General features: G+C 40.1%; 9 protein-coding genes. 8 read left to right on the forward strand and 1 reads right to left on the reverse strand.

Features of this window, described 5'->3' with window-relative positions; translation table 11 throughout:
• Positions 1-10 precede the first annotated feature (10 nt).
• From ACST15_RS06090 to ACST15_RS06125, 8 genes are all read left to right on the forward strand, one after another.
• On the forward strand, positions 11-1,513 hold the full coding sequence (locus ACST15_RS06090) for a RagB/SusD family nutrient uptake outer membrane protein (protein WP_459453803.1): 1,503 nt from the start codon (positions 11-13) through the stop codon (positions 1,511-1,513).
• A 105-nt stretch (positions 1,514-1,618) separates the two neighbouring features.
• Positions 1,619-4,408 (forward strand): DUF1549 domain-containing protein, encoded by a 2,790-nt coding sequence (locus ACST15_RS06095; RefSeq protein ID WP_459453804.1) that lies wholly within the window; start codon positions 1,619-1,621, stop codon positions 4,406-4,408.
• A gap of 32 nt (positions 4,409-4,440) precedes the next feature.
• A complete protein-coding gene (locus ACST15_RS06100; RefSeq protein ID WP_459453805.1) occupies positions 4,441-5,877 on the forward strand; it encodes a DUF1501 domain-containing protein in 1,437 nt (478 codons plus the stop codon).
• On the forward strand, positions 5,877-8,210 hold the full coding sequence (locus tag ACST15_RS06105; RefSeq protein ID WP_459453806.1) for a PSD1 and planctomycete cytochrome C domain-containing protein: 2,334 nt from the start codon (positions 5,877-5,879) through the stop codon (positions 8,208-8,210). Before ACST15_RS06100 ends, ACST15_RS06105 begins: the two co-directional genes overlap by 1 nt.
• Before the next feature lie 4 nt (positions 8,211-8,214).
• Positions 8,215-9,672, forward strand: a complete 1,458-nt coding sequence (locus ACST15_RS06110; protein ID WP_459453807.1) for a DUF1501 domain-containing protein — start codon at positions 8,215-8,217, stop codon at positions 9,670-9,672.
• Between the two features lie 9 nt (positions 9,673-9,681).
• Positions 9,682-11,853 (forward strand): c-type cytochrome domain-containing protein, encoded by a 2,172-nt coding sequence (locus ACST15_RS06115; protein WP_459453808.1) that lies wholly within the window; start codon positions 9,682-9,684, stop codon positions 11,851-11,853.
• Positions 11,854-11,956: 103 nt separating this feature from the next.
• Complete coding sequence (locus ACST15_RS06120; RefSeq protein ID WP_459453809.1) at positions 11,957-12,613, forward strand: hypothetical protein; 657 nt, start codon at positions 11,957-11,959, stop codon at positions 12,611-12,613.
• 104 nt (positions 12,614-12,717) lie between these two features.
• A complete protein-coding gene (locus ACST15_RS06125) occupies positions 12,718-15,141 on the forward strand; it encodes a bifunctional YncE family protein/alkaline phosphatase family protein (protein ID WP_459453810.1) in 2,424 nt (807 codons plus the stop codon).
• A gap of 317 nt (positions 15,142-15,458) precedes the next feature.
• On the opposite strand, the gene ACST15_RS06130 is transcribed toward ACST15_RS06125, so the two are convergent.
• Positions 15,459-15,881 (reverse strand): hypothetical protein, encoded by a 423-nt coding sequence (locus ACST15_RS06130; protein ID WP_459453811.1) that lies wholly within the window; start codon positions 15,879-15,881, stop codon positions 15,459-15,461.
• Between the last annotated feature and the right edge of the window lie 50 nt (positions 15,882-15,931).

The raw sequence follows: 15,931 nt of genomic DNA on the forward strand, positions 1-15,931 counted from the left end.
TTATACAGAAATGAAAAAAATAACAGCTTCAATATTATTATCCTTTTGCTTCATTCAGTTTTCTTGTCAAGAAGACTTTTTGAAGACAACAGACCCTACGAGGATTGGTCGAGATTTGTTTTATCAAAACGAAACTCAATTCAATCAAGCTTTGAATGGAATATATGGTCAATTGCAAACGATCACCAACTCGGCCTATATTCAGCAGGAATTTATGTCAGACAATACCACGCTAGACTTCAATCCATTGGATCGTGGAGGTGCAGCTGGTTGGGAGGCATTTGAATTCTCAACGGTTAACCAAGGAAATGGAGAAATCAATACGCTTTGGAATAACCATTATGCAACGATGTACAACATCAATTATGCTTTGGAAAAATTAGCTGCTTCTACTATTGATGCAACGGCTAAGGGAGCGATTGAAGGTCAATTGAAATTCTTACGTGCTTACCATTATTTCAACTTAACGCGTTATTTTGGTGATGTGGTTTTAGCAACGAAGACTTTATCAAATCCTAATGAGTCATTTAATTTAGTTCGTTCTCCTCAAGCTGAGGTTTACAAGCAGATTGAAACAGACTTGGGTGATGCAGTGAAGTTATTACCTGCTTCATATCCTGCTTCAGGAAGAGGAAAGGCGACCAAAGGAGCTGCCGTGGCATTGCTAGGAAAAGTATATTTAACTAGAAAGAACTATACAGCTGCAGCTACTACCTTAAAAGATGTTTTGAGCTTAGGGTATTCTTTGAATGCGAATTACAAAGACAACTTTGACCCAGCTAAGAAAAATGGGCCTGAGTCCATCTTTGAAGTTCAATATCAAGGAGGTAACGACTTAGGTGAGCAAAGTAACTTTGTTTATGTGTTTGCTCCTCGTTTATCTCAAGGTGCTGTAACTGGATACGCAAATACTACGCCAAGTGGTAGAAATATTCCTACTCGTGATATGATCAACGCCTATGAGGCGGGAGACTTGCGTAAAGATATTTCCTTGAAAACAGGATATACCTTGAACGGTACTTTTGTTGGTATTCCATTCGTAGCTAAATACCAATATCCGCACACCATTTCTGGTCGCTCGGATAATAACTGGCCGGTATTGCGTTATGCCGATGCATTATTGATGTTAGCTGAATCAATCAATGAATCAGCTGGACCAACAGCCGAAGCATTAGGGTATGTGAATGCCGTAAGAAAAAGAGCTGGATTGGCTGAATTGGCAGGTTTATCCAAAGAAGGTTTACGTGCAGCTATCATGCAAGAGCGTCGTGTGGAATTAGCCTTTGAAAATCACCGCTGGTTTGATTTACAAAGAACCATGACTCCTTCTGAATTGACGGCATTTATGAATGCTCATGGAGCTAGAGAAAAAGCAAATCCTACCGTTTCAAGAGGAGGAATTGCCTTCAACGCTTTGGATTATGTATATTCTGATTTTGAATATTACTTACCTATTCCTGCTCCTCAAATTTTGATTAACAGTAAATTAACCCAAAACCCAGGGTATAACTAAGGGATTTTTTATTTAGATTAATCTTTGTAAAATTGCCGAGTGCTTGGACTTGCTCTCCAAGCCTCGGCAACACAAAGATTTAAACCTATTATAACAAACATTTCTGTGCAAAATAGTACTGAATTTATTACCTTTTTGGGTCGATTACACCCACTGATTGTTCACTTCCCCCTAAGTTTATTATGGGTAGTATTGCTGCTTGAAGCCATTTCTTGGAAGCAATCATCCAATCAATTTAAACCAGCCATTCATTTGATGCTTTGGGTCGTAAGTATTTCTGCCCTATTGGCAGTGACTTTCGGCTTGATACTAGCCAATCAAGATGATTATGCAGGTAATACTGTGGTCTGGCACCAATGGTCGGGTATTGCAACCCTCGTGTTGGCAGCTTTGGCCTTATTAGCTTTTAAAGCGGATGAGACCAAATCCTATCGGGCCTTGTTAATCCTTTCCGTGTTTGGCGTAACTTTTGCCGGACATTATGGAGCCATGTTAACCCATGGTGACGATTATTTGAGTTCTGTTTGGAATCCTGAAATAGCCAAAGATTCTACTTCGGTAGCCCCTAAAATAGATGTTAAAAAATTACAAGGCGACATCAACGTCGATCAGAAAGAAGCTTTAGCCATAGAGGCTAGAAGTATTTTGACAAAACATTGTACCAGTTGTCATGGTACCAAAAAAGTAAAAGGGAAACTTCGTCTTGACGAATTAAAATACGTCTTAAAAGGGGGAGAAAATGGAAAGGCCTTGATTATCGGCCATCCAGAAAAAAGCGATATCATTCATCGCATCAAATTACCAGCTAGTCATGATGACGCTATGCCTACCAAGGGTAAGCGCCTGACCAAAGCAGAAATTGAAGTATTGGAAACATGGATTAAGCAGGGCGCTCCTTGGCCTAATTCTCCCAACACCACTCGTCCATTAGCTTTGCCTGAAGAAACAGATTTATCAGTTTCCAATGACCTACCTACTGGACCTGTTCCTGCTGCTTTTCAAGAAGTAGAAAGTGCTACAGTAAGTCCAGCAGCACAAATTTTAAATGCGAATCAAGTAGATGAATTGAACATAAAAGTTCGAACCATCTTAGCCCATAATTGTTACAGTTGCCATAATGCTACCAAAACCAAAGGAAAACTTCGTTTAGACAAAAAAGAATTTCTGTTTAAAGGGGGTGAAAACGGGCCTATTTTAGTAGCTGGTTATCCAGAGAAAAGTGATATCATTCGTCGGGTTAAATTGCCGGAAGGTCATGATGATGCCATGCCTACTAAAGGAAAGCGTTTAACCAAGGAAGACATTGCCTTACTCGAATTTTGGATTAAACAAGGTGCTCCTTGGCCAACTGGTCCAGAAAAAAGTTTGTATCGAGTAGCTGCCTTGGAGCCTCGTTTACCTAATTTACCTGCGGCTAATGCCCAGGCTCAGCAGCCCATTGATTTATTCGTGGATCAATATTTCAAGAAAAATAAAATTGCTTGGAAAAAACCAGTGGATGATGCTACCTACATCCGTCGGGTTTATCTAGATGTTCAAGGTTTATTACCTTCTCCACAAGCAATCCAAAATTTCATCACAGATAAGCGTCCAAACAAAAGGGAGCAATTAGTTCAATCTTTACTGAACGATAATTCTGCTTATGCCCAGCATTGGTTTAGTTTCTGGAATGATGCTTTGCGGAATGATTATACAGGAACCGGTTATATCACGGGTGGCCGATTTGCCATCTCCAAATGGCTTTATGGTTCATTGAAAAACAATAAACCTTATGAGCAATTTGTCAAGGAATTAATCAGTCCAAACAAAGAGTCTGAAGGGTTTATTAAGGGAATTAAATGGAGAGGAACCATCAACTCTAGCCAAAGTACCGAGATGCAGGCTGCTCAAAACGTAGCTCAAGTATTTTTAGGATTAAATTTAAAATGTGCTTCCTGCCACGACAGTTTTATCAGTGATTGGAAATTGGATGATGCTTATGCCTTTGCCAATGTTTTTGCGGATCAAACCTTAGAAATTCATAAATGCGACTTACCTACAGGCCGCATGGCTGGGCGAGGTGTTTTGTATAATTCTTTAGGTAAAATTAAAGAAACCCCGATTACAGCTGATCGTTTAGTGCAATTAGCGGATATTTTAGTTCAGAAGAAAAATGGCCGCCTTTACCGTACTTTGGTGAATCGGGTATGGGCTCAATTGATGGGAAGAGGAATTGTGGAGCCAGTGGATGTGATGGATAATGAACCATGGAGCCAGGATTTGTTGGATTACTTAGCCTATGATTTTGCCAATAATGGTTCAGATATGAAGCGTTTAATGTATCAGATTTTGACGTCTAAAACCTATCAATTGCCGACGGTTGGATTCAAAGAAGTATCCATGTTGACAGCTTCCAATTATGTCTTTAAAGGAATGACGAAAAGACGCTTAACAGCGGAACAATTTGCTGATGCCGTGAGTCAATCGTTCTTCCCCTTATATTCAGATTCTGCTCTAGCTGTAAAAATGTTACCAGCTGATATCAAGAAAGAAATTCCTTTTGCTCGGGCAGCTTTGGTTAAAAACGATCCATTCTTAACGGCTTTAGGAAGACCTAACCGGGAGACGGTTTCTACCAGTAGAACCTCACAAGCTAACTTATTACAAGCTTTGGAATTGACGAATGGTGTTAAATTTAATTATACCTTAAATACGGGCGCTAAGATTTGGGTTGCTAAATATGCTACCAGTGACGCTTTGGTAAATACCTTGTATCGTCAGGCATTGGGTCGTAATCCGAGTCCTCGCGAGATGGAATTGGCTATTAGGTACTTGGGCAAAAAGCCTACAGTAGAAGGTGTTCAGGATTTTGTTTGGGCTATTACCCTACTTCCTGAATTTCAATTAATTATCTAAGTTTTGAATTAGAATATCGTGTATTTTTGTATATGAAGACGAATTACAACAGAAGGGAATTTTTACAGAATACGAGCATGGCCACTTTGGCAGCTATGGGAATGAACTCGCCTATGGCAAGTTTGCTCGCAGGTTCTAATAATCCAATTGCCCAAAGGGCCGCTACGGCGGATACCGTTATCTTACTTTGGATGGCGGGTGGAATGGCTCATACGGAAACCTTTGATCCCAAACGATATACTCCCTATGAAAAAGGTATGGAGGGGAATCGGGTTTTAAGTACATTTAAATCGGTACCTACTAAGCTGGATGGCATTCATTTTTCAGAAGGTTTGGAAGGAATAGGAAGTGTTATGGACAAAGGAACCTTAATCCGTTCTTATGTAGCTGCCGACTTAGGTCACATCTTACACACGCGCCATCAGTACAATTGGCATACTTGCTATGAACCACCTCAAACGGTAGCGGCTCCGCACATGGGAGCTTGGATAGCCAAAGAATTAGGCCCTAAAAATCCAGTAATTCCAGCGTTTATTGACATTGGACAGCGATTCACCGTAGGTGAGGGGGAGGAATTAAAAGCTTTTCATTCGGCAGGATTTTTAGGAAATGAGTTTGGTCCATTTTTCATCCCAGATCCAAGTCAGGGATTGGACAGCGTTCGCCCTCCTGTAGGAATGAACATGAAGCGTTTTGAAAGCAGAAATAAGTTATACAATGATTTAATCAGCAAGAGTCCTTTTGGAGATTTTGGCAGTGATTATCAAAAAGAATCTCTTCGCCGTTCTATGGAGCAGGCTTATATTTTATTGAATTCTCCAGAATCTAAGGCCTTTAATTTAAGCTCTGAACCCAAAGAAAGCTATGATATTTACAATACAGGCCGTTTTGGTTTAGGATGTCTTTTGGCTCGTCGATTAACGGAACAAGGAGCTCGCTTTATTTCAGTGACCACTGAATACGAACCATTCTTTGGTTTTGACACCCATGAAAATGGCCATACGCGCATGGCGGGTATGAAAAAACAAATTGATGGACCTATATCTCAATTGATCAAAGATTTGGATAAAACCGGCCATTTAGATAGAACTTTAGTCATTGTGGCATCAGAGTTCAGTAGAGATATGATGGTAGAAGGGCGCCCTGATCAAACCGTGAAAGAACAAGTGAATCAGCCAGAAATTCTGAATGATATGAAGTTTTATGGAATGCATCGTCACTTTACAGATGGTTGCTCTATTCTGATGTTTGGAGGAGGCATTAAACGAGGACATGTTTATGGTAAAACAGCCGATGAAAGGCCATGTAAAACCATTGAAAATCCAGTGAAAATTGCGGGAATTCACCAAACAATGTACCATGCTTTGGGAATCAAACCTGATACACAGTATGAAATTGAAAAAAGACCTTTCTACACGACACCTGATGGTAAAGGTCAAGTAGTCAAAGATTTATTGATAAAAGCCTAATGAAAGGAATTTACCTTTTTTATACGTATTGTTTGGCACTTGGTTTTGTTCTGACTTTAGATGCATGCTCTTCAAGTAGCGCTTCTCAAGTAAAGGAAGAGCCAATACCCGAATTGGTCAGTTATAATTTTGATATACGGCCTATTCTTTCTGATAAATGCTCTGCTTGTCACGGACCAGATGCCAACAAACGAGAAGCCGGTTTACGACTAGACGATTCCGTTAGTGTATTTAAGGCATTAAAAGAGCATCCGAATGCTTATGCTTTAGTACCTGGAAAACCAGAATTATCGGAAGTTTTTCTTCGTATCACTACCGAGGATACCATCAAAATGATGCCCCCTAAAGCATCGCATCTGAAGCTTTCTGCAAGGGAAATAGACTTAATAGAAAAATGGATTAAGCAAGGTGCCAAATACGAAAAACATTGGGCATTTGTGGCGCCTAAAAAACCCACACTTCCCGAGGTAGATCAGAAGGACTGGGTAAAAAATGAGATTGATTATTTTGTGCTTCATAAAATGGAGCAAAAAGACCTAAGCCCGAATGAGGAAGCCGACAAAGAGCGTTTATTGAAGCGGGTCGCGTTGGATCTTAATGGCTTACCTCCAAGCATTAGACAAATGGATCGTTTTTTGGCGGATAATTCACCCAAGGCCTATGAAAAAATGGTGGATGAGTTATTGCGAAATCCAAGTTATGGTGAAAAGATGGCGGTGTATTGGTTGGACTTAGCGCGCTATGCCGACTCACATGGTTATCAAGATGATGGCTATCGTACTCAATGGCCTTGGAGAGATTGGGTCATTCATGCACTCAACAAAAATATTCCTTACAGTCAGTTTGTTACGTGGCAATTGGCAGGGGATTTAGTACCAACTTCTAATCCTGCGCAAGCTAAGGAGCAATTATTGGCCACGGGTTTTAACCGTAATCATAAAATTACGGAAGAAGGGGGCGTCATTCAAGAGGAATATCGGGTCAGTTATGTGGCCGACCGAAGCGATTTATTTGGAAAAGCATTTTTAGGGGTGACCATGGAATGTGCTCGTTGTCATGACCATAAATATGACCCCATTACACAGAAAGATTATTACCAGACATTTGCCTTTTTTAATAATGTAAAGGAAGTAGGGATAGAGTCGGTGATAGGTGGTCCAGAAACCTATGCCAAAAAGCCTTTGATGGAAATCAGTAATGAAGATGTCAAAGGGATTTTGAAGTTTATCAATAAACAGGATACATCGCGATTGATCGTGTCGGTTATGAGTGATTTAGATACCCCACGTGTCAGCACTATTTTAAAAAGGGGAAATTATGATGCCCCTGGCGATGTGGTTCAACCAGCCATGCCGAGTGTTATTTTGCCATTTGCTAAAAATTTGCCTAAGAATAGGCTTGGTTTAACCAAATGGTTATTTGACAGAAAAAATCCTTTAACATCACGCGTTTTTGTGAATCAAATGTGGCAGGAGTTTTTTGGTAAGGGTATTGTTAAAACGGCGGGAGATTTTGGTATGCAAGGAGAATTACCTACTAATCCAGCCTTATTGGATTGGTTGGCAGTAGACTTCATGGAGCATGGCTGGAATATCAAACGCCTAGTCAAGCAAATGGTGATGTCAGCCACTTATCGTCAGTCAGCCAAACTCAGCCCAGAAAAATTAGCCAAAGATCCAGAGAACATCTATTTGTCTCGTTCTTCTCGTTCACGTATCAATGCTGAATTCATTCGCGATGTGGTTTTGTCTAGCAGTGGTTTGTTAGTACCTCAGGTAGGTGGACCTAGTGTGAAGCCATATCAACCACCTGGATTATGGGAGGGTGCTACATCAGGCCGCGGTTTATTGTCTATGTATGTTCAAGACCATGGGGCTAGTTTGTACCGTCGGGGAATGTATACCTTAATTAAAAGAACAGTTCCTCCTCCCACCATGAGTATTTTTGATGCGAGTAATCGCGATGTTTGTGAGGTAAGAAGGTTGAAAACCAATACCCCTTTACAGGCTTTGGTTATGATGAATGACCCGACCGTGCTGGAAGCTTCACGAGTTTTAGCAGCTAAGCTTTTACAAGAAAATAATCAGGTTCCTGATAAAATCAAAAAAGCATTCCGATTGATTGTTTGTCGAAAACCTACGGAAAAGGAATTGACTATTTTGACCACTTATTATAGCAAAGAGTTGAAGAAAATCAATTTGAAACAAGCCAATAAAATATTGGCTGTGGGGGAATATCCTATTCCTAATCAAGTAGATAGACAACTTTTAGCGGCCTTAATGCGTGTGGTTAATACCATTTATAATTTAGAGGAAACCATTACTAGAACCTAAGCTGATGTTAGAAAAAGAGATATTAGAACACGGGCTAAGTTTTAATCGGAGAAGATTCTTATCTACGATGAGTCTAGGGCTAGGAAGTGTGGCCTTGGGCTCCCTTTTGGTCCCTAGTTTATTAAATGGTGGCGACCAAGATGGAGCAGATTTTACACCCGGTATTCCTCATTTTGCCCCGAAAGCAAAACGGGTAATTTACCTATTTCAAAATGGGGCACCCTCTCAGTTAGAGACTTTTGATTACAAGCCCAAACTTTGTGATATGATGGGTTTAGATCTTCCTGCTTCTGTACGAGGTTCGCAGCGTTTGACGGGAATGACGGCCAATCAGGCAAGTTTTCCTTTGGCGCCTTCCTTTACAAATTTCAAACAATATGGACAATCGGGAGCCTGGATAAGTGATATTATGCCTTATACATCTAAGATTGTAGATGATATTTGCATCATACGGTCCATGTATACGGAAGCTATCAACCATGACCCTGCCTTGACCTTTTTTCAGACGGGTTCTCAGCAGGGAAACCGTCCTAGTATGGGTTCCTGGTTGAGTTATGGTTTAGGAAACGAGAATAAAAATTTACCTGACTTTACTGTATTACTTTCACGTGGCATTGGTAATGGGCAAGGGGTATATTCAAAATTGTGGTCCAATGGTTTCTTAGACTCCATTCACCAAGGAGTACAATTTAGCAAAGGAGAGGATCCTGTTTTATACCTGAGAGATCCAGAAGGTATGGGTCGCAAAGAAAGAAGAGAGATGCTAGACCATTTAGCGGAACTCAATGATTTGTCATACCAAGAGTTTGGAGATCCAGAAATTTCTGCCAAAGTCAAGCAGTATGAAATGGCTTACCGCATGCAAACCGCCGTTCCTGAGGTGATGGATTTGTCGAAAGAGTCGGATGATATCATCAAATTATACGGTCCAGATTGTTTGGTTCCTGGAACCTTTGCGGCGAACTGCCTTTTAGCTAGAAAACTCTCTGAAAATGGGGTACGTTTTGTACAGTTATATCACCAAGGTTGGGATCAACATGGAAATCTGCCTTTTGAAATTCAAAGTCAGGCGAAAGATACAGATCAAGCATCTGCAGCCTTAATTACTGATTTAAAGCAACGAGGATTGTTGGATGAAACATTAGTCATTTGGGGCGGAGAGTTTGGCCGTACTTGCTACAGTCAAGGTAAATTGACTATTGAAAATTATGGTCGAGATCACCATCCACGTTGTTTCAGTATTTGGATGGCCGGCGGTGGCATTAAGCCTGGTATGGTATATGGTGAAACGGACGAATTGGGCTATAACGTTCAAAAAAATCCAGTCCATGTACATGATTTTCAAGCAACTGTATTGAATCAATTGGGCTTAGATCATGAAAAATTAGTCTATAAACATATGGGTCGTAGGTTCCGTTTAACTGATGTATCAGGAAAAGTGGTTCGAGATATCATTAGTTAAGTGCTTTATATGAAGAACAGTAAGCTTACCGGTATATTTGAACAGATATTATTAGCCTCTTTTTTCTTTGTAGGCTTTTTACTGGTATTCGAAAGTGAATTAAAAATCCCGGTGTATTTGCAACCAATCGGTCGACTGCACACACTTCTTCTGCATTTCCCCATTGTCTTGTTATTACTGGCTATGTTCATGGAATTTTTCCGTTTTCAAGCTAGCTTACATGAAAACAAGACCTATCTTCAGTTGACAGAATACCTGCTGCTTGTTGGGGCCTTAAGTGCTGGAATAACGGTTATTATGGGTATTTTCCTTGCCAAAGAGCCTGGCTATGGAGGAGGAGATTTATATTGGCATCGCTGGTTGGGTGTAAGCACCTATGTGTTGGCAGCTCTGATATATTGGATTCGAAATAAGAATTGGTATCAAGCCAATATAGCCAAGAGTACTTCGATTGGTATGGCTTTGCTGCTCGTTTTAGTGGGCCATTTTGGAGGGAATCTTACTCACGGAGGAAACTTTGTCCTAGAGCCTTTGATTAAAAGTCAATCAGTGCCCTTGGAAGAAGCAGTCGTATTTCAAGATGTAATACAACCTATTCTAGAAAAGAAATGTGTGGCTTGCCATAATCCAGATAAAATCAAAGGAGAGCTTTTATTAACGGATGCGAAGTCCATGGCTATGGGAGGTAAAACAGGACCACTTTGGGTAGCCGGAAAGCCGGAATTGAGTTTATTGATTCAGCGTGCCCATTTGTCCATAGACGACAAAAAACATATGCCGCCAATCGGGAGGCCACAGTTAAGCGATGATGAATTGCAATTATTAACTTGGTGGGTTAAGGAAAAAGCCTCCTTCACTAAAAAAGTGGTGGATTTAGCCTCCAATGATTCTTTACGGATATTTTCAACTAAACTTCTTGCTTCGGCTGGCCCGCAAGAAGAAGTGTATGATTTCCCAGAAGCAGATGAAGAGACTATTCAAAAGCTTTCCAATGAGTATCGAACCATAATGTTATTTGCCAAAGATTCGCCAGCTTTATCGGTTAATTTTTTTAATAAGGCTCAATATAAAGCCCAAAAATTAGAGGAGCTTACAGAGATCAAAGAACAAGTAGTTACCTTAAGTCTCGCTAAAATGCCTGTTCAAAATACCGATTTGGCATTTGTGAAAGTCTTTGAACATCTGCACACCTTGAATTTGAACTTTACGGATGTTACGGAAGCTGGCTTGAAGGAATTAGCAGGAATGAAGGAATTGATGGTCTTATCCCTTTCTGGAACCAAGTTAAAAGCAGCTGGATTGTCTTCAGCCTTGAAATCTATATCTAGCTTAAAAAAGGTTTATGTTTGGGATGCAGGATTAAGTCGAGAAGATATTTCATTGCTTCAAAAACAGCTGAGAGGCATTCAGGTAATAGGCGGTTTTCAAGATGATGGTAGCAATCCATTAAAATTGAATCCACCACAAGTTAAAAACCCATCGACCATTTTTGATGAGTTTATTGTGGCCCAATTGGGACACCCTATCAAAGGAGTTGAAATCCGATATACAACGGATGGAAGTGTCCCTGATAGTGCCCAATCACCTATTTTTGTAGGTAATTTACGCTTGAATCAGAATACATCCATTCGAGCGAGGGCGTTTAAAGCAGGCTGGATAGGTAGTGACGAAGCCATTTTTGATTTTTATCGGGGTCATTTTAGGCCAGATAGTTCGGTATTATTGACTCCACTTAATCGGGTTCATCAAGCTGCTGGAGCCAAGACTTTTTTTGATGGTAGATTAGGATCATTTAATGCCAACAGCCCTGCTTGGGCAAATAATTGGGCAGGCGTAAGAAATAATGATTTGGTTTTAGTTTCTATGTTTAAGCAAGCCATTTCCTTGTCCTCTGTGGAGTTAAGAATCATGGTGGAAACACAAACAGGGATTTTCCCCCCAGAATTAGTAGAAGTTTGGGGAGCAACGTTAGAAAACCAATGGAAGTTATTATCCAAGTTTAAACCAGCCATTCCAAAGGAAAATTTCACTCATACGCTGCCATTAATTGGGACAAAATTTAAGGCCTCAAGCGTTAAATATATCAAAATAGTGGTGAAGCCATTAGAGAAGATTCCTGGATGGCATCCTGCTAAAGATAAGCGAGCCTTATTTTTGGTCGACGAGATGTTTTTTAACTAGTTGAACTATTTTCATCCTGAAGATTTAGGGCTTTTGTCGCTTTATGCTTGACTCTGCGCAAAATAAGGTTTGTTGTCAAAAAATCCCTTTTATCTTTGTCGCCATGAAAAATAGCCTTTTAATTTTGGGAAGTACACTTCTATTTAGCGTTACATCCTTATTTGCTCAGCAAGCTGGCCCTCCACCAGCACCTATCCCGGTTGAAGTGATGTTTGGAAATAATCGTATGAATTTTCAATTGATTCTCAATAAACCCATCGATGCCAAAGGAAAATTCTCATTTTTTAATGTGACGAATGGGGCAGTGGATTATCATAATAAAAATGAAGAAACGGAGATTGTGGTAGTGAATTCCATAAACTACGAATTAGGTAATAATTTCAAGGCTAGTGCAGGAGCACAGTGGCATTTTAAATTAGGACTAGTGCCCATATTGGGTGTTCAATACTTTAAAGCTAATCCTACCTGGTTACTTTTGGTGTCTCCTAATATCTGTCTTTTACCAACCACCAATATGGAAGTGGTAAGCTTAGTGGAATACAAGCCTTCCTTGAGTCCTAAAACGAGGCTTTACACCAGAGCCCAAATTTTATATAATCAAGTGTTGGATGGAGGAATTCATGCCCGAAGTGGTTATACATTCCGAGCTGGAATAAGTCGCCAAAAGTTTACGTATGGTATTGGTATGAACTTCGACTATTATGGACCGTTCAAAGCCGAAAAATTGAATACTGGAGCCTTTGTTCGTATAAGCTTATAGCTTGATTTAGAGGAGTATAGGCATATTTAACAAACAGTTTATGTATGCTTATTGGTATTGCTAAGGACTTCCCTTAACTTGCCAATCTAAACCTCCTTTGAACCATGAAAAAGCTCTGTTTTTTACTAGGCATTTGCTGCTTTTCTTTTCTCTCATATTCACAGCATATAGGTGCTACCGTTTCCTTACCTAACGGATGGAAATTAAGCCCAGCTGGTAAATCATTTCCATTGGGCGACTTGCCGCTTAATATGGCCATTAGTCATTCCAAAAAATGGGCCGCGGTGACAAATAATGGGCAAAGTAAACACAGTGTTTATCTTGTTGATATCGCTAAACAACAAGTGGTTGATTCCATGACCGTGGCCAAGGCTTGGTATGGATTAGCATTTAATTCGGACGATTCCCAATTATTTGTTTCAGGGGGGCATGATAATAAAATATTAAGGCTGGGGGTTTCAGGAGGGAAACTAAGTTTATTAGGTGAGATCAAATTAGGAGATGCATGGCCCAATCGAATTGCGCCATCGGGATTAGCTTTTGATGATGCCCGTCAACGCTTGTATGTGGTTACACGCGATAATCGAAGTTTATATATTCTAGATGCCAAAAGTAATCAAGTCATTAAGCAATTTGGCATGGATGGAGAAGCCTATATGTGTTTGTTAAGTCCATCTAATAATGAACTTTATATTTCTTGCTGGGGGTGCAACCAAGTTTTGGTATTTGATTTAAAGACGAACCTATGGAAAAAGTCAATCGAAGTGGGGGATAATCCCAATGAAATGGTGCTCCATCCCAATGGAAAAACATTGATGGTTTGTAATGCGAATGACAATAGTGTTTCCGTAATTGATTTAAAGACACAGAAGGTAATAGAGACCTTGGATGTGGCTTTATATCCCAATTCTCCAGCTGGATCTACGACCAATGGTTTGGCCATAGATTCTAAAAGCAAATACCTCTACATTGCCAATGCGGATAATAATTGCTTGGCGGTATTTGATGTTAGTATTCCTGGAAAAAGTCAAGCTAAAGGTTTTATTCCTGTGGGTTGGTATCCCAGTAATGTTAAAGTGATTCAAAATCAAATCTGGGTCATCAATGGAAAAGGGAATACATCCATGGCTAATCCTTATGGTCCAAGACCTATTCGAAAAGGAGAAGAAGTGAATTTACACGCTGGGGATTCTAATGCCCCTAAAGAAGTGCAATACATTGGCTCTATGTTTAAAGGAACGATGAGTGTTATTCCTAGTCCTAGGCCTCAAGAATTACCTGTTTATACGAAGGCGGCCTATCAAAATTCAGCTTATCGGCCAGAAAAGTCTGATATAGCAGATAAGCAGGCTCCGGGTTTCCCAATTCCTATGAAAGCGGGTCAAGTTTCTCCCATTAAATATGTGTTTTATGTCATTAAGGAAAATAGAACCTATGATCAGGTTTTGGCAGATGTCAAAGGAGGCAACGGGGATACAACTTTATTGCTTTTTGGGAAAAAATATACGCCGAATCAACATGCCATTGCAGAATCATTTGTGCTATTGGATAACTTTTATGTGGATGCCGAAGTAAGTGCGGATGGCCACCATTGGACTATGGGTGCTTATGCTACTGATTATATGGAGAAAAGTTGGCCAACAAGTTACGGTGGCCGAGGCGGAGGAATTTATGGGGAAGCTGAGCGTAATGTATCTCAAAATAAAAATGGCTACATCTGGGATCAATGCAATCGATATGGTATAAGCTTTCGAACATATGGGGAGTTTGTTACCAATGGCAAGGCCAATATTCCCGTATTGAATAATCGCTTTCATCCAACTTTCCCGAGTTACAATTTAGCTATTCAAGACACGACTCGCTTAGCCATTTGGAAGAAGGAATTTGAGCAAATGGTCAAGGAGAATCGAGTGCCTCGTTTTAATTCTTTACGTTTGGGAAATGATCATACAGAAGGGTTACGTATTGGTAGACCGACACCCTATGCACATGTGGCCGACAATGATTTAGCGGTAGGTCAATTGATTGAAACTTTAGCAAAAAGTCCGATTTGGAATGAAACTGCTGTATTTATCTTAGAAGATGATGCCCAAAATGGGGCTGATCATGTGGATGCACATCGCAGTACAGCCTATGTAGCAGGAGGTTTTGTGAAAAGGAATTTTGTAGACCATACCATGTATACTACGAGCTCTATGTTACGAACGATGGAGTTGATTTTGGGTTTACCTCCTATGACTCAGTATGATGCAGCAGCGATGCCCATGTGGAGAAGTTTTGATGCTGTAGCTAAGCCCTTCGAGTTTAAAGCGATAATTCCTCAAATTAATTTATTGGAGAAAAATGTGGTTCGTAATGAATGGCAAAGACAATCGGAGCTATTTAATTTTGAAAAAGAGGATGCCAATAATGATGTGGCATTTAATCGAGTATTGTGGCATGGATTGAAGGGAAATATTCCTTTTCCTGGACCTAAAAGAGCCGCCTTTATCTTTCCGGTAAAGAAAAAGGATCAGGATGATGATTGATATATTCAAAGGTGGCTGAGGCTCTCGAAGCCACCTTTGATTATTATACGGTGACTTCGAGAACCTCGGTCACCTTGTAAGTTTAATCAGATAGTTATTACACGGAGACTTCGTGTATCTTAGGCACTTTTGAATTATAAGGACAAGGTTATTCCACGGTGGCTGAGGTTCTCGAAGTAACCGTACATTAGCTGTGCCTTTCAACAATAACTTTGAAATTTACCAATATGGTTATTATACAGTGGCTGAGGTTCTCGAAGTAACCGTACATTAGCTGTACCTTTCAACAATAACTTTGAATTTTACCAACATGGTTATTATACGGTGACTGAGGCACTCGAAGTCACCGTATGAGCCTCACGAACAAACCAAGCAGTTGATAAAAGTGCCAGGTTTTTGATGATGTATTGTCCTATTAAAGTTGGCGTAAAAATGAATTGCCAAGTGTCATTTGGAAGAAAAATGGTAGGAAGAAAAGTCGCGATGAGGTGCAATATCAGCGCGTAAAATGCCCAGGAAGTGAGTGCTGGGAATAGCCAAATTAGGCCTAAAGCACATTCAATAAATCCAAAATAAAAGGAGAAAGTATCTAAGCCTAATGTTTGATGTAGGGTCGCTTCATACAGATGTTCGACTAATTTTTCTGCAGGCGAAATCCCAATAACTTTTAGTGCACCAAACCAGAAGTAGATGATAAATAAGGAGAATCTACTGAACCAAATGATTGTCTTTCTTTCCATATTTGAATCCTTTCATTCAAAACTAAGTGAAGGTGAAATAATTAAAAATG

Source organism: Aquirufa sp. Wall-65K1, assembly GCF_054558475.1.